At 66.5% G+C, this 26,071-nt stretch carries 18 protein-coding genes; 8 read left to right on the top strand and 10 right to left on the bottom strand.

Annotated features, from left to right (window positions below; translation table 11 throughout):
• Positions 1-24 precede the first annotated feature (24 nt).
• Together AB0B48_RS04445 and AB0B48_RS04440 are read right to left on the bottom strand one after the other, a co-directional pair.
• Positions 25-2,586, bottom strand: coding sequence for a hypothetical protein (locus AB0B48_RS04445; RefSeq protein WP_357195757.1), 2,562 nt, complete (start codon positions 2,584-2,586; stop codon positions 25-27).
• Between the two features lie 166 nt (positions 2,587-2,752).
• Positions 2,753-4,171, bottom strand: coding sequence for a hypothetical protein (locus tag AB0B48_RS04440; RefSeq protein ID WP_357195754.1), 1,419 nt, complete (start codon positions 4,169-4,171; stop codon positions 2,753-2,755).
• Positions 4,172-4,668: 497 nt separating this feature from the next.
• Between AB0B48_RS04440 and AB0B48_RS04435 the strand changes: the two genes are divergently transcribed.
• Positions 4,669-5,700, top strand: coding sequence for a hypothetical protein (locus tag AB0B48_RS04435; RefSeq protein WP_357195751.1), 1,032 nt, complete (start codon positions 4,669-4,671; stop codon positions 5,698-5,700).
• A gap of 888 nt (positions 5,701-6,588) precedes the next feature.
• Here AB0B48_RS04435 and AB0B48_RS04430 read toward each other — a convergent pair.
• Positions 6,589-6,777, bottom strand: coding sequence for a hypothetical protein (locus tag AB0B48_RS04430; protein ID WP_357195748.1), 189 nt, complete (start codon positions 6,775-6,777; stop codon positions 6,589-6,591).
• Between the two features lie 41 nt (positions 6,778-6,818).
• Between AB0B48_RS04430 and AB0B48_RS04425 the strand changes: the two genes are divergently transcribed.
• Positions 6,819-7,205: a hypothetical protein gene (locus AB0B48_RS04425; RefSeq protein WP_357195746.1), complete on the top strand. Its 387-nt coding sequence runs from the start codon at positions 6,819-6,821 to the stop codon at positions 7,203-7,205.
• Here the strand turns inward: AB0B48_RS04425 and AB0B48_RS04420 are convergent.
• Together AB0B48_RS04420 and AB0B48_RS04415 are read right to left on the bottom strand one after the other, a co-directional pair.
• Positions 7,200-7,514, bottom strand: a complete 315-nt coding sequence (locus AB0B48_RS04420; RefSeq protein WP_357195743.1) for a hypothetical protein — start codon at positions 7,512-7,514, stop codon at positions 7,200-7,202. The genes AB0B48_RS04425 and AB0B48_RS04420 overlap by 6 nt on opposite strands.
• A gap of 551 nt (positions 7,515-8,065) precedes the next feature.
• Positions 8,066-8,230, bottom strand: a complete 165-nt coding sequence (locus tag AB0B48_RS04415) for a hypothetical protein (RefSeq protein WP_357195740.1) — start codon at positions 8,228-8,230, stop codon at positions 8,066-8,068.
• Between the two features lie 397 nt (positions 8,231-8,627).
• Between AB0B48_RS04415 and AB0B48_RS04410 the strand changes: the two genes are divergently transcribed.
• The 4 genes from AB0B48_RS04410 (at position 8,628) to AB0B48_RS04395 (ending at position 15,516) form a co-directional block, all read left to right on the top strand.
• A complete protein-coding gene (locus AB0B48_RS04410) occupies positions 8,628-9,083 on the top strand; it encodes a hypothetical protein (protein ID WP_357195737.1) in 456 nt (151 codons plus the stop codon).
• 434 nt (positions 9,084-9,517) lie between these two features.
• On the top strand, positions 9,518-11,509 hold the full coding sequence (locus AB0B48_RS04405) for a hypothetical protein (protein WP_357195734.1): 1,992 nt from the start codon (positions 9,518-9,520) through the stop codon (positions 11,507-11,509).
• A 52-nt stretch (positions 11,510-11,561) separates the two neighbouring features.
• On the top strand, positions 11,562-13,847 hold the full coding sequence (locus AB0B48_RS04400) for an NACHT domain-containing protein (protein WP_357195732.1): 2,286 nt from the start codon (positions 11,562-11,564) through the stop codon (positions 13,845-13,847).
• Between the two features lie 796 nt (positions 13,848-14,643).
• A complete protein-coding gene (locus AB0B48_RS04395; RefSeq protein WP_357195729.1) occupies positions 14,644-15,516 on the top strand; it encodes a hypothetical protein in 873 nt (290 codons plus the stop codon).
• A gap of 1,562 nt (positions 15,517-17,078) precedes the next feature.
• On the opposite strand, the gene AB0B48_RS04390 is transcribed toward AB0B48_RS04395, so the two are convergent.
• The 4 genes from AB0B48_RS04390 to AB0B48_RS04375 all read right to left on the bottom strand — a co-directional run bounded on the left by AB0B48_RS04390 (position 17,079) and on the right by AB0B48_RS04375 (position 21,134).
• Positions 17,079-18,035, bottom strand: a complete 957-nt coding sequence (locus AB0B48_RS04390; RefSeq protein WP_357195726.1) for a hypothetical protein — start codon at positions 18,033-18,035, stop codon at positions 17,079-17,081.
• 419 nt (positions 18,036-18,454) lie between these two features.
• Complete coding sequence (locus tag AB0B48_RS04385) at positions 18,455-18,700, bottom strand: hypothetical protein (protein WP_357195723.1); 246 nt, start codon at positions 18,698-18,700, stop codon at positions 18,455-18,457.
• Positions 18,701-19,528: 828 nt separating this feature from the next.
• Complete coding sequence (locus AB0B48_RS04380; protein ID WP_357195720.1) at positions 19,529-19,672, bottom strand: hypothetical protein; 144 nt, start codon at positions 19,670-19,672, stop codon at positions 19,529-19,531.
• A gap of 151 nt (positions 19,673-19,823) precedes the next feature.
• The gene (locus AB0B48_RS04375; protein WP_357195717.1) at positions 19,824-21,134 is read right to left on the bottom strand and encodes a DUF4041 domain-containing protein; all 1,311 of its coding nucleotides are present in this window, start codon (positions 21,132-21,134) and stop codon (positions 19,824-19,826) included.
• Positions 21,135-21,791: 657 nt separating this feature from the next.
• Here AB0B48_RS04375 and AB0B48_RS04370 point away from each other — a divergent pair.
• Entirely contained in the window at positions 21,792-23,525 is a 1,734-nt protein-coding gene (locus AB0B48_RS04370; RefSeq protein WP_357195715.1) for a tyrosine-type recombinase/integrase, read from the top strand.
• A gap of 10 nt (positions 23,526-23,535) precedes the next feature.
• On the opposite strand, the gene AB0B48_RS04365 is transcribed toward AB0B48_RS04370, so the two are convergent.
• Complete coding sequence (locus AB0B48_RS04365; RefSeq protein ID WP_357195712.1) at positions 23,536-24,156, bottom strand: hypothetical protein; 621 nt, start codon at positions 24,154-24,156, stop codon at positions 23,536-23,538.
• Positions 24,157-24,933: 777 nt separating this feature from the next.
• Between AB0B48_RS04365 and AB0B48_RS04360 the strand changes: the two genes are divergently transcribed.
• Positions 24,934-26,071, top strand: a 1,138-nt coding sequence (locus AB0B48_RS04360; protein WP_357195708.1) for a family 16 glycosylhydrolase, incomplete at its 3' end; no start/stop codon positions are given.

The raw sequence follows: 26,071 nt of genomic DNA, 5'->3' as shown, positions 1-26,071 counted from the left end.
GGGACCGGCGGCCCCACGATCGCCTTACTCGGGTGGTCCCGCCGCAACATCGATGCCGGCGTTGGCGAGCAGGGTCAGCGCTTCCGGGAAGGGGCTGTTGAGCGGGCCATGGTGGATGCGCACGCGGCTGGCAAATTCGTTGTCCCGGGCGATGCGGGTGGCGTCGCCGAGCACATTGAGTCGGTAATGCCACCATTGCACCGCTCCGTTGCGCTGCTCGACCCGCATTAGGTCATCAGCGGCCCGAGCGGCGATAGCCCATCTGCCGTTGGCGCTGGTGGCCCAAACGGCGGCGACGTCGGCACCGTCAATGGCGTCGAGGGCTTCGGCCGCCGCAGGGAACGGGTTGGTGAAGGTGCCGCCGACGTGGAGTGCGGTGTCGGCGTGCCGGCTTACCCGCCAGGCCGGCCGGCGATCCTCCAGTACGTCGATGGCGGTGGCGATCGGGTCGTCATCGACGATCATCGCCACAGTGCGCATGACGTCGTCTGGGTCAATGGGGAAGCCGCGGCTGTTGCTGATGGCCTCCGCGTGGTCGGCCACGAGAATGGCGTCGGCGGCGACCACGAGGTGAGCGGCTCGGTGAGCGGCTGCCTCGTAGCGTAGGTACTCGGCGGGGCGGCCCGTCGTGGGTAGGTGATCCCGGATGAGGTAGAGAGCGACGGCAGCCACGCTCGCGACGTTGGCCTCGATGACCGGTGGTATATCGTCCAGGTCGAGCGTCTCCACCACCCCGGTGAGCACGCTGATCCATCCGTGTTCGCCGTACGGCGTCTCCCAGGCGCCCAGCTCGACGCCGACGAGCACGAGCGTCCCGACAGCCAGACGGTCGACCGCGGGCAGGTGGGCGAGGTCGTTGCGAACGGTACGGGTTAGGGCGTGGCCGATGCGGCGCAGCTCGCGCAGCGCTCGCTCGTCGGTGTCGTCGTCTGGGTCGCTCTCGCCGTGCGCGCTGCCCGGGCTTTCGGCCTCGGCGTTCTCCCCGGTTGAGGGGTCGATGTCGTCGTTAACGGTATTCGCGTCGTCTTCGTTGAGTCCGGCGGCGCGTTCGTCGCTGAGCAAGTCGGTTGGCTGGAGCAGGTCGCTGCCGTAGGTCATGGTGGCGGCGGAGAGGGCCGCGAACCCGCCGAGGGAGAAGTGGAACATGGCCGCCCCGAGCCGGCTCTTCGCGTCGTCGCTGTAGCGCAGCCAGTCCTCGGGATCGGTGTCGAGCTTCGGCGTGCCGGCTGAGGTCTCCGACTCGCTGGCGGGGCCGCCGGTTCCACCCACTGCGGGCAGGGCGATGCTGGCGCGCGCGGCGGCGAGTTGGCGGACCCCGTGGAGCCAGCGTTCGGCCAGGCGCGCGTCGGCGAGGAGCTCGATCGGTCCCTGGGCCCTTCCGCGTGGCTCGTCGCCCAGGCGGAGCATCGTGCGTGCGGGATCGGTAACGAACACCAGATTCCCGTCGCGCGTGACGCCGTGCTCGGTCCACACCGTCCGCACCCGGGATCCGCCGGGCAGGTCGACGCCGGCGATGAAGTGGTGGACAGCGCCTTCGGGAACGGCGCCGACGTCGGCCCAGGTGTCGAAGTCGGTGTGTGCGGAGGCCACGACCCGTACCGGGCAGGGCGTGGGGCGGGCGAACGTGACGTGCAATCCGTCAGCGGCGCGGGTCGCCGCGAGAAGCGTGGCCGCGGTGGCCTTGTTGACGTAGTTGGTCGCGCTGATCCGCACGGCGGGCACCTCGTCGAGGCGGATCGGCACGCCGCCGGGAAACAGCGATGCGGAGGGCTGGGCGAGGACACCGAGCTCGACGTTGCCGCCGTCGGCGACGGACTTGAGCAGGGCCGCCGAGGACAGGTTGGGGCTGCCGGTGAGCGTCCAGCGGGCGCCGTCGTCGCCGATGGCTTCGACGAGCTTGCCGTGGCGGTAGGAGCGGTGTCGGTCCTCCACCACCTCGAGGTCGATGCCGAGACCGTCGATCACGCGGGCTATCGCCTCGGGTTGCACGACGGTCCGGTGACCGGACTGCACGGCCAGCGTGACGCGTGCCGGGGTCAGCCGCAGCAGCAGCTCCTGGATAGCCTCGGCGCGCTCGTCGTGGAACGGCGCGTACAGCCGCAGGCACTCCACGGGCGTGGCCGGCAGCTGGTCGATGATGGGAGCCTCGGAGGTGTGCACCAGACGGTGACCAGTGTCGACGACCTGGCCGTCGTTGAACGCCTCGAGGGCGGTGGCGATGCGACCCATCGCGTCAGCGGCGGGCGGGCTGATCGCGCACAGCCGCGCGACGCCGCGCAGCCATTCGGCCGCGTCGAGGACCAGCCGCGGGCATCTGTCCCGATCTGCGGCGGCGATCGTCCAGGTCTCGGCATTAAGGTGCCAGCCGCCGACCGAAAGGTTGCCCGAGCCGACGGCCACCAGCGCCCGCGCGGCCCCCACGATGACGGTGAGCTTGGGGTGGAAGGCGCTCCCGGTAGGGGTGGCGGCGAGCCCGTGTATGTAACGGGTGCCGGCGTTTCGCGCGGCGCGCGGATCCGGATTGGACATGCGTAGATCGCCGACGACCGTGACGCGGGCGCCGGTCGACTGGGTGACGCCGAGCACGGCACGCTCGAAGAAGCCGAGGTCCGCGTTGAAGGTACAGAACAGGGCCTCCCGGGCCTGCCGGCCGGCTTGTTTCTCCTCGGCGAAGATGTACGGCAGAGGCGACGGCACTGTGACAACGTCGCCGGCGTTCTGGTAGTCGCCGACGACGACGTCGGCGGGCTGGTCAAGCAATGAGGTCTCCCCGGACACCGATCTCCCATACCCCGTCGGTGCGGGCGAGCAGGCCCATGCCGGCGAGGATGCCGGCCAGTTGGTCCCACCGCAGAGAGGCGGAACCCGCGGTCTCGTCGGAGTCGCGGAACAGCAGGTCATCGCGTAGATGCACCCGAGTGGGAATCTTGAGAACGCCCTTTCGGGGATCGAGGCGGGCCTTGGCCAGCGCGAGTCGCTGGGACCGGTCGACCATCGTGTCGGTGAGCCATCGGGCAAAGTCGCGTAGCGGCCTGTCGTGCCATCGGTCAAGCTGGTCGGCCAACCACCGCGGCGCCAGCTCCTCGTAGCGATCCTGCGCCACGTGTCCCTCGAAGCCGTGCAGCTGCCGACCGACCAGCTCACGCCCACGGCGAGCGCCGAGGGCCAGCACGCTGAGGTCGCGCACGGGAATGTTCAGGCCCATCAGCCCCCGATCGTGCTCGGCGGGCACCGGCTGTCCCGCGCTATCCATGGTTGGTGGCAGCCCATCCCGGAACGCTCCCACGGTGCTGTCGGGTAGCAGGTCCGCGAGATGCGCGGCCAGCTCCGCGCGGGGCGTGATCCCTTGGATGCCGTTGACAAGCCACGCCCAGAGGCTCCGCCACGCCGTGACGGAGTAGTTGCGCAGGATGAGGCCCCGCCACTCGTCGGACAGCTCCAATGCGGACAACACCGGGTCGCTCATCGCCTCTGACTCGAATGCCAGAAACCGGGACACGTCCCGGGTTACCCGGCGGACCTCCGTCAGCTGAATGACGCGCGCGATCATGCGCAGTGTCTGCCGGCGGACACCGGCCCGCGTCGCGGGCGTCTCGGCCTCCGGGACGGCGAATAGTCGGGCGAGCCAAGCGCCGTCGGCGCTAGTGGCCGAATGGCAGACGCACAACGACTCGTAGGCGTCGAGCGTCGCGTCGTCGAGCGTCCGCCTGCTGACCAGGTCGAGCACTTCGCCGAGCCCTTGAGCGACAGCGCCGGTATCCATCTGGTCACCGGGACCGATGTCGTCGGCTCTGGTCACGATTCGGAGCAGAACCTCGGAGCCCCGGTACGCCGGCCAAAAACCCCAATTCGGCTTGGCGTAGACACCCGGCGCGGCCAATTCCGCCACATCCACACCGCCGTCGGACGCCCGCCTCAGGATCTCGTCATATCCGTGTGGTCGGGACAGCGCCTCGTGCGCCGAGCCAGCGCCGCGGTAGTGACGCGCCGACACCGCCCCAACGACGACCTCAGCCCGGCGCAACAGACTCTGTGCCGCGCCGCGGGCCAGGCCCCGCCTCTGCGCCTCCGCGGAGATCAGGCCGTGAAGCGCGTAGTAGCGGGCGTTGAGAGTAACCGTCGTGACCCCGGGGACAAGCCGATCTACAACGTTCATGGTGAACCGCTCCACCGACAGCGGAAACCGGCCCGCGTAAGTCCTTGATCCAGAAGACGACCACGCAGGACCAGTCACCACGGCCGCCAGTCTGCCGCCGGCCCCGACTTGGCGCAAGCACGGACGAGCGTCGAGGTGAGAGCCAGGGTGACGACCGAGCTCGTGAACACGATGACCAGAAACGCAAGACCCACGTCGACGGTGACTCCTTCGGTTTCGCCGAAGAGGTCTCAGCCTGAAGGGACTGGTCAGGGCGGTGTCCGTCGGATCGGTGTCTCAGATGGCGGAACCGCTGCAGACTCCAGCAAGCTCACCCGCAACGCTTCACATAGACCACGCCGACAGTCGGGCGAGGGTAGCCCGCTTGGCGGAACGAGATGCATTGTTTCCGACTCCGGCAAGTCCGACTCTCATGACTATCTGGCGGGACACCTGGTCCCGGCGCCGCTTGCCGGCTAGCGCTCGCGGCCGGCACCGCAGGCGGCGGGTGCGGCAGAGTTACCTTGAGTTCTGTGTCGACCTTCCCGATGGCCTCGCGCAGGTGTGTACTCGCGATTGCGGCGCTTCTGCTGGCGAGCGGAACTGGCACCGCGGCATGGCGGATGGCCGCGAACGAGTCTGTTCCCGCACCACGGATCCAGCATCCTGGAACGATCGCGATCGCCGCGGTGACGGCCAGCGCACAAGACCCGATCTCCGTTCACGTCGAGTTTGACGGGTCGGTCGGGGTACGGCACACGAGGATGACGATCCTGCTCAACCAGGAGCGAGATCCGCACGCGGAGCCCGCCCCACCTCCACGCCTACTCGTCTTCCTGTGCGGAAGTATCGCGGAGGCCGTTGACTTTCAGAACAAGAACGGCCAAGAGGTGCTGTGGCATCGGACGCTGCTTGACGGCATCCACGCCAGCATCCTGGGGAGCCTCTCGGAATGCGTCTACAGCCCGGTAGTCCTCGACGGAACCGTGCCCTTCCGACAGGAGATCCTGACCGGCGAAACAGCGGCGCACACCAGCAACACTGCTGCCTCGAAAGTAATCTACGCGCTGCCCGCAGTCGTCCCCTGGCCCCGCGTCCTCTCCGTGAATGGCCTCCTACTGTCGCAGTTACCCAAGGGCTCCGAGGCCGAGGTTCAATTGATTAACCCGCCACCGGACCTGCAGCCAACCTTCGCCAGCCCGGAACTACCCGACTCCGGTGTCCTTCGGTGGGGTGCCGCGCTTGACTCCTTCGCCGACGCGCGCAACGCGTATCGCCTCAGCGGTGACCTTGTCGACCGACATGCAGCGGCCCAGCAGGACTTGTTCCTAGCCGGTGCCCTCGCCGGAGTCGCCGGTGGTGCTCTCGTCTGGTTTCTCGAACTGACACTCGGCGCGCTGCCGCGCTCTACGTCCGACGCTCGGGGCGCTGGCGCCAGGCCGCGGGCAAGGCGATCAGTCCGGCAGAGCTGGCGGCCATCGAGTTCCACGCTAGCCGCCGGCCAAATGCGTTGGAAGAAGCGAGGCGCTGACGCGTCCCGTGCTCGCGCCCGACGGGGCCGCTGACGCCAGTGGAGAATGTTGCAGCCGCACAGGTCCCCGTCAATCATCGTCATGGTGCCTTCAGAGTTCGGGCGATCAGCCCATAGCCGTCCTGCCTGCCGCCACTACACCTCGCCAGACCGTCGGCACACCCCTCGCCGCCGATGGGCGGCAGAAGAGAGGCTAAGCGATGCACCGCCTGCCGTTGCCGCCACTCAAAAGTGTCGTCGGTGCTGCTGCACTGTAGACGCTAGACCCGCGGGCATCGGGAGGACGCCTGATGAACGTCATCGTCCCTGCAACGGTTGGAGCTCTCGCGTCGTTGGCCGTCGCGATGTTGTCGGCATACCTCGCTGCTCGCCAACAGCGACGCAGTGCCCTAGACGTCGAGCACCGGCTGCTTCGTGAGTCGTGCTTGAACCCGTCGCGCTTCCATCTGGTCGAGAACCATTTCCGTCTGGTCGACATGGTAGAGCGCGTCGAGGGAGCGGGCGGGCGGTTCGCTAAGGTGGACGTGGTGTCCGCACCGGAGGAGATTTCCAGCAAGAGTGCAAGCTGGTTCACTGGTGAAGGCGCACGCCTGACCCACAGCGGTATATTTAAGCGCATGTCTTTTCGTGCACGCGGCGAGAGTTCGGGACAAGGTGCCCTACCTACGCTTGACCGCGTCGGTGGACACCATGCTCGCGGAGCTGCTGCAGGTTCAGGTCGGATTCCTCAAGGACCGAGGGATCCCTTACGTGTTGCAGAACAGCATCGGTCACGACCTTTGGCACCGAGAGGATCAACGCCTGCGGAGCTACCGAGAAATTCTGCGACCTGCTCGTCGCTCCGAGCACCAGGGTTTGGTTCGACCCTCTAATCCGGGTTCACCTTGAGACTGGGCGGGGTGAGAAGCTCTATCGCATCCGCCTACTCCTCGACGCCATCGAGCAGGTGGCGCGCTTTCTCGACGACTGCGTGAGTGGTGGCGGATCCGTCACGAGCCGAGCCAATACAGAACGGGTAGCCCGGGCCAGCTATCAACGGATCGAGCCGCCAGCGCCAGCCACAGATCAGCCCGAAATTGATCCAAACCCAACCGCCAACACGCTCGCCCATGAACGGTCCCCCAATCGCATCGCAGGACGGTAGCAACCGGGGTGCCGTACGCCGACCTCAAGGGCAAGCGGATCGCGCGCTGGTTCTGGGTGCCGGCCGCAGACGCCGAAGAGGTCACGTACGACGAGCAGCAAATCGACGGCCAGGTCGCCGACGAGGAGACGCGCACACACCGGCGGGCCTTCAACCGGCTGTGCGGCTACCTGGAGGAGTCCGACGTCCGCTCGACGAGTACGGTCCGGGACACCGGCGAGCCGGTCTTCGTCACCTTGGCCAACCCGCCGGCACCGCAGCTGTTCACCCCGCCGCCGATCGTGGTCCCCCAGGGGTGTGTGCCCGGGCGGACGGCTGCGAGAAGTGCGAGAAGAAGGTGCGCTTCTACCCGGGCGGCTGGGGCTGCGACGACCACAAGCCCTGACCGTTCATAGGTCGTCGAGTTCCTCAATGAAGTAGCCCTTTCCGACCGCGACCGTGTCACCCTTCTCGACGGGCAGCTCCCGGTCGAGGAACAGCTCGACCACCGGCTCGCCAGTTGTGCCCACCGGCACCTGGGCGACGTCCGCTCCGTTCCGCCGCACTCGATTGACTCGAGCCCGCCCCACGACGGAGGCACTGGTGGTGTGCAGCACCCAGGGGTAGAGCACCATCCACGTCCGGCACCGGTACATCAGCCCGTAGACCGGATGCCGCTCGACGGCGAGCACTGTGGCGCCGTCGTAGATAGTGTCGTCAGGCACGGCAGGCGGAGTCTCTGCAGTCGCGAAAGGGTCGGTCATCCGGCCATTCTGCGACCACGCCGCCCCCAGGGCGAGGTAGCAGCTACGGCTCCCCGAAGCGGCCCTCTTCCTCGTCGAGCAGCAGCGGCACGTCGTATACCAACATGTCCGGTCGGGCCCGCGCACCGTACCCGGTGCTGCCACCGGCCGTGCTCGAACGCGACGTCGGCGTCGATCTCCGCCGCCACCGTCGGTTCCACCTGCACCTACCGCAGCGGCTCCGTCCGCCCCAGCGGCTGACCGGCGGGCGCCGGTGCTCGGCTTTGCCGTGCTGGTGCGCCTGGTGGCCATGTCGGTCCTTCCCGAGAGGGGTCGCTCACCCCTCGGCCGATCCAGCGATTCGGACATTCCTGCTATACTGGTATCAGCACCGAGAGGTGCTCCTGATCATCCCGGTCGCGCGCGGGTTCGAATCCCGTCAGCTCCACAACATGGGGCTGTAGCTCAGTGGTAGAGCAGCGGGTTGTCTTGCCGAGGCCGGAGCGGATTCCCGCTCCGGCCTCGGTCGTTCGTCATGCGCGCAGCGCGCGAACCTCGTTCAGCAACTCGGTCAGGGTCCGCGCGGTCGCGGAACGCTCCGACGAGCCGCGGCCGAGGACGAGTACGGCGCGCTCTTCGCCGAGTCGGTGAAGTACGTGGCCAGCGAGGCTTACGAGCAGATCACGGGTGATGACCATGCCTTCTACGAAGCGATGAAGGCCCGCCAGCGCGAGCAGGCCGCCCAGATCGACGGGTTCGGCCCGCTTCAGCGTGGTCGTGGGAACGCATCAGGCCGCCGATGGCGCACAGCATCGTTATGGGGCTGGCTGGCGTACCTGCGTCTCCTCGCCGGAGCGCGGCAGGAAACTCGACTGGGCCAAGCCTGGTGGGGGACCGCCCACCGGCCGCCTCCGTGCCAGTCTCCGATGCGCCGCCCGAGCTGGCGGAGCAGATGCGACGCCTCGTCCTACAACGCCGCCTGCGTATCGCTTCGCAGCGCGGGACCGAGCCGTAGTCGACGCTCATCCGCCTCGCCGTCCGGTCGTGCTGCTGGGAGCAAGACGCTAGAGCGAGCGACCCGCTACGTTCGCCGTCATGGATGTTGCAGACATCATCACGATTATCATCGCGGCCCTCGCTCTGCTCGTCTCTGGCTGGAGCGTGAGGTACGCCCGAACATCCGCCCACTCCGCCGACAAGTCGGCGGTTGCCGCGGAGCGGTCTGCGGATGCCGCAGAGCGACAGGCATCGGCCGCCGAGGCAGCACTGCCACCGCCACCGCCAGACGTCGCCTGGGTTACCCAACGAGCGGGCAAGAGCCGCTGTTTGCTGAGGAACATCGGCACCAAGTCGGCAACCGGAGTTCGCTGGGTCAAGACCGGCGGACCCGCCGAAGGGTTCATCCGCTTCCCGGAGGAAGTTCCCCGGGTCCTGTCGGGAGGTGAGGTCGAGTTCACCGTCATTCGCGCGTACGGCGGAGCTGTGCCGGCCGAGATGCTGCTCGCCTGGGACGGGCAGGATGAGCCTGTCGCTGTACCCATCCCGTCATAGCCTCCTGGGGGTGGCCATGCTGCTGGCTCCGACACTGGTGGCCCTGCCCGACCCAGTCGAGGTACGCCTGGGCGCCCTAGTTTCGGAACGGATGTCCGCCGCCCGCCAGCCACCCGGGTCGGCGACCGCCTTGCGGCTGGCGGAGAGCACGGTCCGCCCATCGCCGGCCGCAGCGACCGCCCCGCCACCACGTCGTCGGAGTGCGGACGTCACTCAGCTGCTCGATCACCGGGATCAGCCTTCTTGAACCGCCCCGGATCTTCTAGAGACACAGGGCTGGCGCTCGTCCCCATTCGGGAGACAGGCAAGACGGAGCAATGACTCCTCCGGACGAGCCGACAGGTCCGAGGACGTGACCCATTCGGGTGCTTGTGACCGCTCGCGACGGTTCGTACCCTGGCCGTCTCACTCCTGATAGGACTTCGCTTGTGCCGATGCGGCGACCCGCCACCGACGAGGCCGTGCTGACGGTCATCGGGATCGTCGCCAAGACACTCTTCGCCTATTTCGGACCGCTCGGCACGCTCGTCGGCGAGACCACCGGCGAGGTCCTCAAGCTCTTCCAGCAGTCCGACCCGCCCGGGCGGAAGCTGAAACGTCAGCTCGAGGAGATCGCCGACAACATCACGACCAGCGCGTTGCAGCCGCACGAATACTCGACGATCCCGGACAGTGACCTGGCCGGTGCGGTCACCGCCGTCGGCATCACCCTGGAGAGGGTGCCGATCGGCAAGACAGCGATCGAGAAGAGCCGGCTTTCCGCGGAGGCTCTCTACAAGTTCTATCGGGCCGAAGATCCGGGGCGGCCGGACGATCTCGGCGAGGCCGCACCGGCCTACCAAGAGGTTCTGCGGGCGGTGTGCGTGCAACTCATCGACGTACTGCGGCACTCCGACGCGGCCCAGGGCATCGCGATCAGCGTGCTCTTCGAACAGCTGCGTACGCTAACCGCCGAGTTCGACCGGCCGATCAACCTGGCCGCGAACATGGCCGCCGTCGGCGACGAGCAATACCGGCCGTTCTACCGATCACGGGCCGGCCTCGTGCTGGCCTGGATGCGGTTGGTCGAATCACCCTTGGCGACAGCGAATGTCCGCCGGATCAGCCTTCCCCGCGCCTACGTGGAGCTGAACGCGCGCGTCGACGGCCAGGTACTGCCGCTGCGCCAAGCTCTTGCGCGCCGCCGGCGAATTCTGCTCACCGGTCCGCCAGGAATCGGCAAGACCACGACCCTGCGCAAGCTACTGCTCGACGTGCTCCCTGCGAGCCGGCCGGACGTGATCGAGGGCTGGGGTCTAACCGTGCCGTTCCTGCTCGATCTGCACGAGCAGCCAGCCGTCCCGCCGGTCGACAAGGCGCCCGAACTCATGAACCCGTCGATGACCGCAGGCCCGCACAACTGGCCGGGGCAGCTCGCCGCAGCCGGGCGAGCCACGATCCTGGTTGACTGCCTTGAGCCGCTGCTCTGTAAGGCATCCGACGCCGCGTTTCATCATGACGCGCTCGCCGGCTTGATCGCCTCGGCCGCGGACTCCATCGTCATCCTCGCCGCTCGCGAAGGCACCTTCGACCCCGCCTGGCCAGCTGGTCATGGTTTCACGACGGTCTACCTCGAGCCGCTCACCGCCAGCCAGGCCGGCGAGGTCGCCCAGCAGTGGTTCGCCGCGGTCGCAGCGGAAGTGCCCGACGACCAGGTCGCTATGGTCGAACGGCGCGCCGCCGAGTTCGCCACGGGTGTTGCGGCCCTTCCCAGTATCGCCGAGTTGATGTGCACACCACTGATCGTCGCACTCGCCTGCGAAGAGTTCCTGTCCTGCGGACACCGCCTGCCCGACGACCTCGCCCGGCTTATGAGCGGAGTGCTCGCTCGCCTTGCCGAGCGGGACGCTCGCTCCTGCCCGGAGCCGCAACCCAGCCCCGACGAGGTGCGTCGCGCCCACCAGGAGATCGCCCGGTGGGCTGCCCTCAACGGTGATCCGTTTCCTCGCGACCTGCTCACGTCCTACATGGCTGCCAATGCGCCAGGCAGTCAACCCAGCGCCGATGACGTGATCAACTATCACTCGATTCTGCGCCCGGACGGCGCCCGGCTCCGGTTCGTCGCCCCCGCTCTGCGCGACCAGCTCGCCGGCGCAGTCCTGGCCGCCGACTTCTCAATTCCCTACCTGCTAACGGAGGCTCGACGGATCGAGCGCTCCGGGATGGTCGGTGCTGCCATCGCCTATCTGGATCCGGCCCTCGCCGGAGGGCTGGTCGCCGACCTTCTCGGCGAAGCTAACGCGATGCGCGGGCAGAGGCCAGAGCGCCGAGCGCTGATTCGAGCTGCGGCTTTGGGGGCGGCTGCAGTGCCCGGCATCGATCCCAAGCTGCGTCGCAGAGCGATGGCGGCGGATGCGCGCTTCGGGCGTCGGCGCCCGAACCCGTGAAACACCGGTACGGACGGCAAGATGATGGAGCATCGGGAGGAGGATCCGCAGCATGAGAAGCGATGAGATCGCCTGGCCGCTGAGCGCGAGCATCGTCCGGCGGGCACTGATCGTGTGGCTGGGCATTCCTCACCCCGCCGACGGCTCCTCTCGTGACCTGATCATGGCCGAGGAGCCGAGCGCCTTGATCGTGCGACGGGTGATGCGTCGATTGGAGGAAATTCAGGAGCAGGTAGCAGGCCGGCTCGTCGAATACATTGATTGGTCGCCCCGACCGGGTCAACCCGCCGACGAGGAACGCGCCCGGATCGCCGGTGCGGTGAACAGCCAAATCAACCTTGCCGCCCTGACTCAGGATGATCTTCGTGGCACCGGATATGACCCGGTTGCGGTGGCCGGTCTAATCCGGGCCCGGACCGCGAGCGACCGGCAGCTCACGCGTCATCTGTCGCCGAGTGGGCAGGCACTGTACGAAAGCATGGTCAACGCCTCCGCAGCGATCTTCGTCGCAGTCGCCCGTGCAGCGGCGCCCGGTGCCAGAAACGTCATCAAGGCCCTCGCTGAGGACGACTACATCAGGGACCGTGTCAGGAATGCACTGGTCCACTTGCCGTCGCGCTTCCACAACGATCCGGAAGACACCGAGCAGCTCTACCGCACGCATCTGGCCGACTCTCTCGATCGCGTCGAACTTGTTGGCTTCCCCCTAGCGAGGCGCATCGGCCAGGAACAGCTCACCGCCACTTTCATCCGGCCGGACGTGCGCCTGCACTCCACGCCCGTACCGGTGGACTGGGCCCTGGCCGACCAGCCCCGGCTGTTCCTGCACGGTCCAGCCGGCTCCGGCAAAACCAGCATCCTCAAGTGGCTGGCAGTCGCTGTCGCCCGCCGCCACGGTGACGGTCTCCTCGCCGGTCTCGCCGACACGCTCCCCCTGTATATCCAGGTGCGTCAGCTCGTCCCGGGCCGCCTGAGCACAGAGCTGTCCGAGCTCGCCTTCTCGCAGCCGACGGCCGCGCTCATCGCAGGCCGGCTTCGGACGCGAGCCGCGACCGGCTCCCTTCTGCTGCTCGTCGACGGTCTCGACGAGACTCGCCCCGCCGACCGGGCACCCATCCTGAACTGGCTCGGCGAACTTGTCCGGCGGTACCCCGAATGCCGGTATGTCGTCACGTCCCGCAACGATGTCGCCGAGGAACTACTGCCGCCACGGTTCACTCCGGCCCGGGTGCTGCCGCTAGAGCGCGACGGCATCATGCGGCTAGTCCGCCAATGGCTGGGTGCCCTGACAGACGGAGATCCTCCGGCGGCGACGAAGCAGGCCCGCCGCCTGATCGACTTGATCGACGACGACGGCCGCCTCGGCGAATTGGCGTCCAGCCCACTCATGTGCGCGCTGATCACCGTCCTCTATACACAACGAGGCAACTCCGCACTCCGCGGCCCGAGCATTCACGAGCCGCTGGCGGAGATGCTGGCGATGCGACGAGACAACGAGCGCGCCATCGGCGACAGCGGCCGCTGGACATACCGAACTGTCCGGCAGCTGCTGATGGCGCTCGCGACCGCCATGGTATTCCGAGGCAGCGACGAGCTCGCTGAGCCGGAAGTCCTCGACATACTCGAACGCGAGTTTGCCGACAGGCCGGAAATTCATGACACGCCGGCGGTCGCCTACGAACACCTGCGCACCCGGGTCGGGTTGCTCACCGAACCAGTTCCAGGACGGCTCGGCTTCGTACATCGCACGTTCCGTGACTACCTGTCCGCCCGTGAGGTCCTCGACGAGAAGCTGTTCGACAAGGCGGTCGACCACGCACACGACCCGTCATGGCGCGAGGTGCTCATCACTGTCGCAGCACTCGCCGACCACGGCGACGCCGACCGGTTCGCAACGCTGCTACTCCGGCGTTACCGCAATGAACCAGCCCGGCGCGTTCTGCTCGGCCCGGTCACACAGAATTGTCTGGCAAGCATGCACTGGCTCAGCCCCGAAATCCGCCACGAAGCAGACATTGCCTGGCAAGAGCTATTGCCTGGCGGAGGCTCACAAGTCTTCATCGTAGAGATCCCGCGCCAGGAGGGCTGGGAGCCGCTGGCCCGATGGCTGCGGATAGAGTCGTCAACCAGGTTCGACGAGCCAGTGTCGGTCACACCCGACGAGGGCGACATAATTCATCGCCTACTGATCACCGGTCGGCCCGGCCTGCGCCTCGGCCAAGTCGTGGAGACCATGACCGAATGGGCTCGGATGAATCGCCACAGCGTGATTGTCCGCGACGCTGCGGGCACTGAGATCGTCATTCACCCCAGCCAAATGCGATCGAGGTTCGTTTGAGCGGCACCTCGCCCCGCATCGTCTCAGCGGTTCGTTAAACGCTGCGGCAGCGGCCGACTGACGGCGGGAGCCAGAATCCGGTGACGGTGCCGTCGGCTGTGCAGAGAAATCGACCATCGCGCTGCACGCGAGTTGGTGAGCGCGACACCAATCAGCCGTGGGACATGGCCCGCCTCGGACAAAGTTATCTCGTACGCCAATAGCCGGCGCTCGGGTGCCACTGAACGTCGGTACGTTCACCGTGCCGAAGGTCAGGGTCCGAAGGACTACCACTCCGAGCCACCCGAGGCGAAGGATCGCGGAAGGCAACGACCCTGCCCTTCTGTCCAAACGTGAGCCGCCGCACGCCGGCCAAGGGCGCCGCGCGGCGTCTCAGTGATCGACGCCATGTGCCGGCATGTCGGACCGAGCAGATACGGTCCGCATCCAGCCAGCCAGACCCCGCCAGGAGTCGACCTTGATCGAAACTGAAGAGCGCGTCCGCAGGTCGCCCTACGGCCGCTCCGTTGACTGCGGCTGTCCACCATCTCTAGCCCCATGAGTGCTTCCAGTAGGCAAGGACGACAGCCAGAACCAGCCAGGTAGGTGCAGCGGAGCCTGGCCCCTTCGAATGTTCTCCGGACTCGTGGGCCAGCCCGGCCCGACTTGCGGTACGCGGCATCGAATCGGATTCTCGACACTTTGCATGTGGATCTTGCATTGCTACTTGCACCGATCAAGCCACGCCAGGTCACAATGATCTATGCCAAGTCGTCGCACCCCTTTTGCCAAGTTCATGGCATGGGGAGGCCTGGTCGTGGCCCTGTTCGCCAGCCAATTGCTCGCGCAAAAGGCTTCCGCCGCATCTCCGGCCGCGAGCGCGGCTCCGGCATCCGCCGCTCCAGCCGTCCCCACAGCTGACCCACTGGACGCCGAGAAGAAGCGGCTCGAGATCAAGAAGCTCCAGCAGGAAACCGACTCCCTCAGCGGGCTGCGCAGCCTCGGGCCGCTCCTCTCAGTCATCGTGGCGGCGGCTGTCGGTCTTTTCGCGTCGATCCGGTATTTCGATGAGAGGCGACGGGAAAGGCGTATTCGCATCGAGGAAAACATCGACCGCTCTCTCGAGCGACTTCTGGAATTTCCGGTTGAAGGCAAGGGCTTCAACGTCCGCACGATCAATACTCTGCAGTCACTCGAACGGTGGATTTCGCTGAGCACAAATCCCACCTACTTCCAGGATCGGGCAATCGACGCCATTGTCGAGGCGGTCATGCACGACCTCGACTGGTCTAACCGGCGACACGCGGGCTTCGACCGATTGTGCCTGGAGCATTGGCCGGGGTACCGTGAGCGGCTGCAAGCCAACCCTCAGGACCATCTCTTTCTGCTCCAGCATTACGAAAGCGCCCTAAAGTTCCTCTGCGACAGAGACCCGCAGACCTTTTCCACGATCGCTCTGGTCGGCGGCAATTTTCAATCTAACCGCAGAGCACAACGGGACGACTTCCTGCTATTCGAGCGGTTGGCGTCGGGCTATCAGTATCACTTTAGTTTGATTGGAAACCCTGAAATGCGCGAGGCGATGGTCGACCGATTCAACGCCGCCTGCCGCAACCCCGACCTTGCTCGTCAACTCCTGGTCGACGATCGCGGTCCGGCACGCGCAGCTTTGCCAGTCCCGTCGAGCTGATTGGCCACCATATTTGGCCGGTTGAAGCACACGACATGAGCCCGCGAGCCGGTACGGTCGCTGTGGCGGTAGGACACTAGGGGGCAGGCGCCATGGCCGCGGATGGATATCTACCCACGGCGACGCTGATCGTTGAGGTCAACGAGAAGGTCGTCCAGAGCTGGGAGTTCGAGCTTGGGCCCGACGCGCCGCTGGGGGACGATGATCTCCGAGACGCCTTGGTGAGCGCCTTCCTCCCCGGGGAAAATCCCGCTGACTACCATCTGCTCCGCAGCGGGACGGCAGCCAAGCCGGTGTTCACACTTCGAAGAGTTCCACCGACGCCATTCTTGAACCCGCGCCCTGGCCCCCGATCGCAGCTCTGAAGGTCTCGCTGATGGAGTGGATCAGAAATCCCCGAGCGGGAGGAGCAGCAAGCCGCGGCCGCGAGGGTTCCGGGTCGACTCCCCCCACAGTCGGCTCGGCCCCTAGCGGTCCCAGGAGTCCGACGCCACCATGGATAGTTGAGCCCCGCACACCGACAGCGCCACCACGCCGCGGCCTGACTGTCGTCCCGCCTGCGACACCCGTCGATTCATGGTCAGGGCAGCTCTTCTATGTCAACGACCGCATCCTAGTTGATCTCTTTTCCAGGATGGTTGCGAACGCAGAGGTGTGTCTTGTCGTGCAATCACTGCCAGAGATGGAACCGCTAAAGTCCTGGCTGCCCGAGCGGCGCGTACCACAGGACATCAACCCGGCACTGGCGGCCATTTGCCTGATCCGGGCGGCGCAGCGACATGTCGCCATACCGGCACTGGACACGTCTGTGCGGATCGGTCAGCCAGCGAGTGCTGGCGGCGTGGCAACAAGCCTAGAACCCGACGGAGATGACCTACTTCTGCGGGTCTACGACAGGAACGCTGACGCTCGCGCGGGGATACGCTTGCTCGGCGGAGTGCGTCAGGGCTGGCAGCCGGCCGACCTGCGTGGCCGGGAAGTGCTCGGGGTGGGGATCATCCGAAGAGCTCGTTCTCGTCAACTCGACGCGGCGGGAGTAGCTTTCATCAACGGCAGCGCGGGGTGAACGCTCGGCCCACTGGGTTGGGCGCCGCGCATGGCCCAAGCCGATGCTGCCATCGGTTTGACCATTTCGGGTCCGCCGAAGAGGTCTCCGAGCAGGAAGCGCTGGTCAGCGCGCTGGTGGTGGGATTCGAGTCTCAGCCCTCGAAACCACATCGACGCCAGCACGGCAAAGGCCAAAGCCATGCGTCGATACGGTAGGACTGCTCTTGACAGGCGTCAGCGAGTCCCCGACGGCAGCCGGCACCAGCCGACCCTGACCACTTCGGTATCCACCAGGACGCTGCACCAACTCCGACCTGGGCGAATGTAAAGCCGCAGATAGGGGTGGGTGCAGTTGGGGGATGTTGGACGCCGTTGGATGCAGTTCAAGGACGTTCAGTGCACGCTGTTGCTCCCAGCCTGCTCCCCCGGTCTTGGGTCCGCACCGGAGCAGCGTCGGATCGTCGGCTATCCATCAACGCCCGCATGGAGGCCTTCGTGGGCTTGGTGAGGAACCCTCAGCCCGCGTCGACGATTTCGACCGCGGGTGCGAAGTGGCGGACCGCCGCCTCAATGCTTGGGCGGTGCAGTCGCCAGAGGGTCGCCGGCCGGCTGTCGGCAAGGACGGCCGGCGGCACGTGCGGGACGAGCGCCTGGTTCATCCGCCGCAGTCCGCGCGAGCGCGCCGAGCCCGGCAGCGGCGGCAAGCCGGGGCGCCGCTGCAGCCCGACGTACGGGACCGTGGTCGGGCCGGCCTGTTGCGTCCACAGCACGACAGCCTCGATGTCGGACCAGGGCACCACCGCGGTGTGTGAGGACGGCCAGGGTGGCGTTTGACCCAACGTGATCCCGGCCGCGTCGATGCGTAGCGCCACACGGCGGCTCAGCACGGTGACGAGCCGCAGCAGCAGGTACGCGCCGCCAAACACGATGGCACTCAAGCCGGGCAGAAGTTCGTCGCGGAGAAGCGCGACGCCAACGGCTACGAAGACCGCGCTGGTAGGTATGAGCAGCAGGTCGCGGCGGGTGAAGCCGAACCGCTCCTCGTACACCTCGCCCGGCGCGATCGTGCTGCCCTCGGAGGCCATGTCGCGAGACATCGGCGCCGTGGGTCGCTGAGTGACGGTGACGTAGGCGAAGGCTCCCAGCCAGCCGGCGAGCGCGAAGCTGACCACGCCGTCCCAGGGGAACGGCAGTCCGGTGAGGATCAGCCGGTACAGCAGCAGGTAGGCAACGATCGTCACCGCGAGAGCGGCACCAAGTGCCCACCAGCGATGCCGCGGACGGACCACCACGTGCCACCAGAGCAGCACCAGTGTGCCGCCCGGAGCCAGCACCGCCGGACGCATCCACCGCGCCGGATCGCTGCCCTTCACCGCGCCGAGCACGACAACGACGCCAAGCATGAGGACCGTCGCAAGGGGCGGCCCCAGAATCGCCCAGCGAAGGCGCAGAGAACTCGTATTGTCCGGCACGCAGGAACAGTACGGGAGGAAGATCGTCCACCACCCTAGGCCGCGCACCAGCGCGCGTCTTCACCAGGCAACCCTGACACCACGACCGTTGTCAGCGCCTAATGCCACCAAGATCAAGTGCCTTCCCCACCGACGCGTCCGCACGGAACCCGGACCGACTCAGTGGGACGCTGCGTAGGACGCATCCGGACCTAACGGCGCCCGGACACGGCAAGGAACAGGGACAATCGGCCGCTCGAGACTTTGCGGGCTGAGCCAGCGGGCATCGGGTCGGTGTGCTTTGAGGACCAGATCGACGCTTGAGTACGAAGTAGCGGAGACTGTCAAGGTGTCCCACGTCCGTTACAACTAGACGTGGACGTCGTTCTTGACTACGAATGGTACGGGGCCGGCTGGCTGCCGACCCCGTACCGATATCGCTACGCCTGATCGTCTTTCCTTCCAAAGACGGCGATCAGGTGCAGCAGGTGGGCGATGGCCTTGGCGGCGACGGCAAGGCCATCGCGCCCCATCGCTTGCAGCAGTTCAGCTGCAAGCTCAGCCGCGATGGCCGCTTCCGTCATTCCCCTTCGGGCCGGACTGGGCGGCGCTGGCTGCGACGCTCGGTCGGCGGGACGTTGCTCTTCGGGGACCTCATCTGGCCCCTCCTTGTTCTTCTCGGTCACCGGTGCACCGAGAAGAACGTGAGTGTCCCGTGCTTGATGAATAACGGGCGGATCGAGCGTGAGTGACGACTCAGCGTGTAGCTGCGAGGGTGTGATGTCCGCCTCGGAGGCCTAGCGCCTCGTCGCACAGGATGTCCGACGCCTTGGAGACTGGTCGTGTATTCCGCGACGACGCAAAATCATCACCTAAGTGGACATTCCGTTGCCCTTGAGTTATGCAAGTTGCAGAAAGCATTTGAGAAGGAGATTTTCCTTTGCCTGCATGTCGGGATCCCGTCAGGGAGATAACCGAGAGTAGTCAGACACATGTGACATCGTGATCATTGTCGAGTTCGAGCGGGCCTCAACAGCAAGGGATCTGCTGTGAGCCTGCGGCACCACCGCATGAGGTGGGCCTCGCCGTCTTCGTCGCCCGTGTAGTGCGGGAGATTCATCGCAGTCCCCTTGTTCGCGTTTCGCCAGTCGGTCGTGTCCGACCGGGCGCATGCCGTCACTCGCCCTACTAAGTAGACAGTCACCGATGAGAATGTGCGAATGGGAAAGCCGCGATGAGATTCCCATGCCCCTAAAGACATTATGGCCAGATCCGTGCATATGGGATGCGGTTTGCGATGTGTGCCCAGCTCAGCCGTAGTAGCGGCCGAGGTCACGGGTGAGGGCGCTGCCGGTTGGCGTGTCGGGGCAGATTCTTGACGAAGACGACCCCGGGCACGAGGGGCCGGGCCAGGTAACGCCGGCGGTACTCGCGGACCGCCTCCTCATCGAGCGTCGCTGGCGTTCAGCGCGAAGAAGGCGGCCAGGCGTTGCCCCGGCGGCCGCACGATCGCCTTACTCGGGTGGTCCCGCCACGACATCGATGCCGGCGAGCAGGGTCAGCGCTTCAGGGAAGGGGCTGTTGAGCGGGCCATGGTGGATGCGCACGCGGCTGGCAAATTCGTTGTCCCGGGCGATGCGGGTGGCGTCGCCGAGCACAGTGACCCGGTAATGCCACCATTGCACCGCTCCGTCGCGCCGGCCACTTCGACGTCTACTGGAAGGTCAACCACTCCGGAGCGCGACCGCGTTGCTGCGACCCTAACCGAACAAAGCCGGCTGAGCTCTTCGTGGCGCTCGAAGGCCTGTCCTAACGGGTCCGTTCCTTAACTTGGGTCAGACTCTGCCGGTACTCGAGTGCCTCGGGGACTTCGTCGTACTGCAGCAGGCTGCCGGTCAGCTCCAGTAGGCACTCCTTGGCCTCCTGTGGGGTGGCGTAGAAGAACTCTCGTCGCTGGTTGATGAGGTTGACCCTTCGGTCGGCTAGGCGCGTGTGCATTTTGGCTTCGATGCCGACGGCGTCCTCGGAGAAGAAGAGTGCGTGGACGTCGAAGTTGAAGGGGACGGAGGCGTCGCTGAGTTCCCGGACTCGGTCCAACGGGTCGAGGCGGCGGGTCATGCCGATCTTGACTACCTTCTCGCCGAAGGCTCCCAGGTTTGAAATGACGTACACGTAGCCAGCGCGGACGTTTGCCGCTCGGTAGTCCACGTCTTCGATGGCAGTGTCGATCTGCAACAGCCGCTCCTGCATCTGGGCGGCCCCGTCGACGTCGCCCTTAGCTTGCAGAGCGGCGAGGGCGTTGGCGTAGTGCTGACGTTCCTTGTCGAGACGGGCACGCTCGCGGTCGATTTCCTGCTGAACCCGTCGCTCCTCGCGCAGCCGCGCCTTCTCCTCGCGCTCGCGCTCCTTCTCCTCGGCGACCTTGGCTTGGTAGTCAGCCGTGAGCTCCAACTCGCGGATCCGTAGCCGGTGGTAGTCCCCCGAGATGTGGATGTGCATCGTCTTGCCCAGCTTCGCGATCGTCGCGGCGACCTTGCCCAAGCGCTCGACAGCCGAGTCAAGCTTGTACGGTTTCAGGCCCCGTACCAAGTTGTCCGCTTCGGCGTTGTAAGCCCGCAGCAGCAGCTTGGAGAAGTCCCGGACCATCACCCGCCCTTCGGCAACCGAACCGTTCACCGTCCAGCCAGTCGCGGCGAGGACCGCACCGCCTTCCCGCTTAGCCATGCTCTTGATCTGGCCCTGTAGCCCAGCCAGCGCGCCCTGGTAGGCGACCGCATCTGACAGGGGGTGCCGGTAGTCGTAGACGCCAGCCTCCTGCAGCAGCGCCGTCTCCTCGGTCACCACGACCTGCTGACTAAGGTCCCGCAGCTGGCGCTCCAGGTCAGCCTTCTGCGCCTGGGCTGTCGCGGTCTGTTCAGTGATCTCTCGCGTCAGCCGCTCCCTGTACTGCTCCAGCTCTACCGCGGGCAGTACTCCGAGGCGGTTCATCTCTGCTCGGACCCGCTCCAGCTCCGCCCTCAGGAGGGTCACCTCGGCAGCCAGCTCGCGTGCTTTGGTCCGCGCACCGAACAGCGGAATCTCGGCATCATCGCCGCGTTGCGGCGGGACGGTCCGTGGCACGGAGGCAGCCACCACGGGAATAGCAGGCGCTGGCTGGCCCACGGACGCGGCGATCGGTGCGTCGGCGATCCATAGCTGCCACCCCGGCGGCGGAGGTCCCCATGCCGGATCCGGCTTCCACTCAGGACCGGGCGCCCAGCCCTGCGGCGGCGTCGGCCAATTCGGTGGAGCGTTGAAGCGGTATCCCACAGCATTATCCCCCCGCATCAGCACTGGACCGCCGACGCTAGCCCGAGCCACTACGCCCCAACATCGATCACTCAGCCAGCAGAGTCCCGCCAACAAGAATCACTAAGTGCCCGACCGACCAATTAAAGTCAGATACCCGACTCGGACAGGATGCACGGCACCTGCCGCTGACTTTCATCACACACTGTCAGTGTTTGGTTTTGAATTATCCACAGGGAGCAGCTGGCTTTCGGCATTCGTTGACGCCCTGCCTCGCAGAAGGCCCTCGCTTGACGTTGACCTCCAATAACAGTCAGGCAGCCTCTCTTCTTGGTCATTGGGCGGCCACTCTGAATGACGACCTCGGAGCATGTACCCGGTCCGGTGCCGCCGGCCGCTTCGGGCGGCGACGGCCCGGACAACCATTGGACTCGTGAGCGAATCAGCGCCCTGGGCGCAGTCACCGATCTGACGACCACTGCGCGAATCATGGGATTGTCTCGTTCGGCCGCGTTCAACCTGGCCAAGTTCGACCAGTTCCCCGTCCCGGTCCTCCGATTCGGCAGTAGCTACCGGGTGCCGGTTGCGGCCATCCTCCACGCCCTGCATCTACTGCCCAACCACCACGGCCAACCGCCGGAGCACGAGCCAACCCCAGGCGGAGAGGCCATTCAGGGCCACCCCCGACCGAACCCGCAGCCACCTACCGCCGCACTGTCGACCCGAGGGACACACCTGAACAGGGCGAGAGGTCCCGTCTTCAAACGCTGTTGCTGCCGCGACGGCGAGGGTCGCAAGCTCGGCAATCGCTGCCCCCTCATCCGGCGCGCGAGCGGCGCGTGGAATCCCACCCACGGCCGGTGGGCCTACCAACTCGAACTGCCCACCCACCCCGGCCAGGCGCGCCGGCAACTACGCCGCAGCACCTTCGACACCCGCGACGCCGCCACCGGCGACCGCGACCACGCCAAGGCTCTGCTCGCCCTTGCCAGTGACGAGCCGGCCGTCGCCGCCGAGATCGCCGACATGCTCCTCGCCGTTACCGCCGGCGCACCCCTGCCGGACCGCGACACCATCGCCCGACGGGTCCGCGCCGGACTGCCCGCCACCGTCACAACCACCGTTGGCGAATACCTGCACTCGTGGCTGGCATGCCGCCGCAGCCTCAGCAGCGTCCAACCCAACACCCTGCTCGCCTACGAATCGCACATCCGCGTCCACCTAATCCCGCACCTCGGCACCATCGCCCTGGTCAAACTACGGGTCGAGCACGTCGAAGCCATGTTCGCCGCCATCGCCGACCGCAGCACCGCCATCGAGATCGCCCGCCAGAGCGACGACGCCGCCGTTCGTGCCAGCGTCCGCGGCCTGCGCACCAGCAAACCGGCCAGCATGCACCGCATCCGCGCCACCCTGCGCAAGGCGCTCAACGACGCCATCCGCCGTGGCAACAACCGGCTCATCGACTTCAACCCCGCCGCCCACATCGAGCTGCCCTCCGCGGTGCGTCCCAAAGCCCGGGTGTGGACCGCCAAAGCTGTTCAGCGGTGGCGCGACACCGGTGAGCGGCCCAGCCCGGTGATGGTGTGGACCCCGCAGCAGGCCGGCGCGTTCCTGGACCACGCTGAGGAGCACGACGTCGCCCTCTACCCCCTGTTCGCGCTCATCCTGCACCGCGGGCTACGCCGCGGCGAGGCCGTCGGACTCACCGACACCGCCGTCGACCTCGACAACTCGATGATCAGCGTCACCCAACAAATGGCCACCCACGGCTACACACCCGTGATCAAGAAGGTCAAGTCCGAGTCGGGCAACCGGATCATGGCCATGGCCAGCATCACCCGCGTCGTCCTGCGCGCCCACCACGCCCGCCGCGCCCAATGGAAACTCGTCGCCGGCCACACCTGGCCCAACACGGGGCTGTTCTTCGTCCAACCCGACGGGCAGCCCTGGCACCCCAACGCCGTCACCGACCGCTTCGAGGTCCTGGTCCGCGACGCCGACCTACCCCCGATACGACTGCACGACCTGCGGCACTGCGCTGCCACCTACCTCAAAGCCGCCGGTGCCGACGTCAAAGACATCCAGGAACTCCTCGGCCACTCCTCCGCGGCCATGACCGACGTCTACACCTCAGTCATCGCCGAACTCGACGTCGAACGTGCCAAAGCCGAAGCCGCCGCTGAGCTGCTTTCCCGTCACCGACGACAGCCAGTCACATAGGCGTCGTTTGCTAACCGCCCTCGCCACAGTCGGGGGCTTCCTGCCGCGTCCCAGGAATCTCGTGAAGCGCGAAGGCGGGATCGATTTGGGTCGGTGGCCTGTCCCCCTCGTCGAGCGCAACGGGCGCCCGGACCGCGCCGAGCTGGATGTTGTCCACCGTCGTGATACCCCACCAGTGGACGGTGTCGAGGAACCGCATGCCGATCGGACGGTCGTGCGTCGGGGCCTTCGGCTGGCCGGTGTGGTCGTCGTACACCACCTGGACGGTCAGAATCGAGCACGGCGGGGCGTTGAGGTCGCCGCCGTACAGGACGCTCGGGGTTGGCTTGACGCTCGGCGCGGCCATCTCGAAGTGGATGCGCATGATCGGCACCGGTGACCGGTTGTAGATCACGAAAGTGGGATACGTGTTCGCCCCATCACCAGGTGCCCGGTCCGCATACCAAAAGGACACCCTGGCGGCGTAACGCTGCTCGTACCGCTCATTTTCGATCTCGACCAAACCCAGTTGCGCCTGGTTGATCTCCAATTGCGACCGGTTGATCTCTTGCTGGTCTCGAAGCGTCCAGAAGGCGACTCCGAGGGCCAGCAGCGTGAACACCGACGAGACGACGGACAGCAACGTCTGCACCCGGCCGCTGATGGTCGGAGGCTGCGCGACCGAGCGGCGCGGACGGCGGCGAGCCGCGACAGCTCAAACTCGCGGCGCTCCTCGGGGCACAGGGACCTCCTCCGTCGAGATCCTCTATCTTGACTCGAACCTGCAAGGATTGCCTCCGCCTGCCAATCACTCGTCAGCGCGCTGGCGTCGGCGCGGTTGCTGTCATGCCTGCTGTCGACAGTCGTCTCGCAGGCGAGCCGCAGCGACCGCCGTCGGAAGTTGCAGTCTTAAGGTGTCGGCTGCTGCCGACTGGTTTCGTCAAGCAATAGTGAGCAGGTTGGCTCCGTCGTCGCTCGACGCAAGCGCCGCAGCAACCCCAATCACCGAGGCCCGTGACGCGACGCCGACATGTTAGCCATCCGGCGCCCGATCGAGCACGCCATTCATACGCGGCCGACGGCTTGCCCACGCCGGAACACTGCACCGGCTCGCAACCGCCGCGGCCACCCACCAGGCGTGTCACCTCGACCCGCACCATCCCGAGTAATCGGCAGCTATCTCTCAGGCCTCCTGCCGGCTGGCAATGCATCGGCAACACGGCGTTCATCAACCATTGACAGTAATAGATCTGTGTGGTTAGCGTGAGAGCGCTCTCACGCGTTGATGGCTCGCAATGCTGTCCAGGAAGAGCACTCTCGGTCGCCCCGGGCGGGAGTGTCCTTGGCCCACTCGCCGTGTCCGGCCGCGGGGTCGCCCCGGGCATGGCGTCGGTCCGTCATCCCCAATGGAAAGGCGAGGCTCCCCGACATGAAGATCAGGAACGCAGGTTTCGCGGACCGAACGCTGTCACGCAGCCGCCGGCGCCTCATGGTCCTCCTCACCGCGGCCGTCACTGCGCTGGTCGGCAGCGTGGTCATCCAGCAGCAGCCCGCACAGGCCGCGTGGAACCTCGTGTGGGCCGACGAGTTCAACGGGTCCGGCGCGCCCAGCAGCGCCAACTGGAACTACAACGTCGGCAACGGCCTCAACCCCGGCCTCAATACTTTCGACGGCTGGGGCAACGGCGAGTGGGAGTGGTACCGCCCCGAGAACTGCACGCAGTCCGGCGGCAACCTGGTGATGCGCGCCAACTGGCTCACGACGCCCATCACGGTCAACGGCCGCAACTTCTACCAGACGTCGTGCCGCATGACGACGGACACGAAGAGGTCCTTCCAGTACGGCCGCATCGAGGCGCGCATGGCGCTCCCGACCGCCGCCGGCTCGTGGCCGGCTTTCTGGATGCTCGGTGACTCGTGCGACGAGACATCCACGAGCGCTTACAACCCAGCGCAGACCTACTACGACCGCCTGCCCACCAACTGGGCCAGTTGCGGCGAGGTCGACATCATGGAACACGCGAACGCGAACGCGACCGTGACGAACAACATCTTCTGGGATCTCCGAACGGGCGTGTTCCCGTGGACAGCGGGTCAGAACGCCAACTACGTCGCGAACCCCGCCGTCAACAACGCCGCAGCCTTCCACGTCTATGCGATCGAGTGGACGGCCGCGCAGATCCGCTGGTACATCGACGGCGTGCAAACGCACGTGATCGACACGACACCGGCGACCTTGGAGGAGTTCCGCAAGCCGTTCCACGTCATCTTCAACCTGGCGCTGGGCGGCACGTACCCCGGACAGAACCCCGTGCAGAGCCAGTTCCCGCTCACCGCATCGATCGACTACGTGCGCTACTACCAGGACGGCGGGGGCACAACGCCGCCTCCTACCGGCGGACCCGCGACGCAGATCAACGGGCCGGGCGGCAAATGCGTGGACGTGAGCGGAAACGACACGGGCGGCAATGGCGGGTCCGTCGCCGAACTCGGCGCGGCCGCCGAGCCCCTGCGTGACCTGCGCTCCCGGTACGGCAACTTCTTCGTCACCGGCAACCACGAGTACT

Source organism: Micromonospora sp. NPDC049089, from assembly GCF_040648775.1.
GTDB lineage: Bacteria > Actinomycetota > Actinomycetes > Mycobacteriales > Micromonosporaceae > Micromonospora.
Note: the sequence above shows the minus strand (reverse complement) of the source record. Positions and strands in the feature narration are given on the sequence as shown.

Bases quoted from the DNA above. Each gene is read 5' to 3' on its own strand.
- AB0B48_RS04430 (WP_357195748.1), bottom strand. From the start codon at position 6,777: ATGGGCGAGCGTGTTGGCGGTTGGGTTTGGATCAATTTCGGGCTGATC.
- AB0B48_RS04410 (WP_357195737.1), top strand. From the start codon at position 8,628: ATGGATGTTGCAGACATCATCACGATTATCATCGCGGCCCTCGCTCTG.
- AB0B48_RS04400 (WP_357195732.1), top strand. From the start codon at position 11,562: ATGAGAAGCGATGAGATCGCCTGGCCGCTGAGCGCGAGCATCGTCCGG.
- AB0B48_RS04405 (WP_357195734.1), top strand. From the start codon at position 9,518: ATGCGGCGACCCGCCACCGACGAGGCCGTGCTGACGGTCATCGGGATC.
- AB0B48_RS04415 (WP_357195740.1), bottom strand. From the start codon at position 8,230: ATGGTCATCACCCGTGATCTGCTCGTAAGCCTCGCTGGCCACGTACTT.
- AB0B48_RS04370 (WP_357195715.1), top strand. From the start codon at position 21,792: ATGGGATTGTCTCGTTCGGCCGCGTTCAACCTGGCCAAGTTCGACCAG.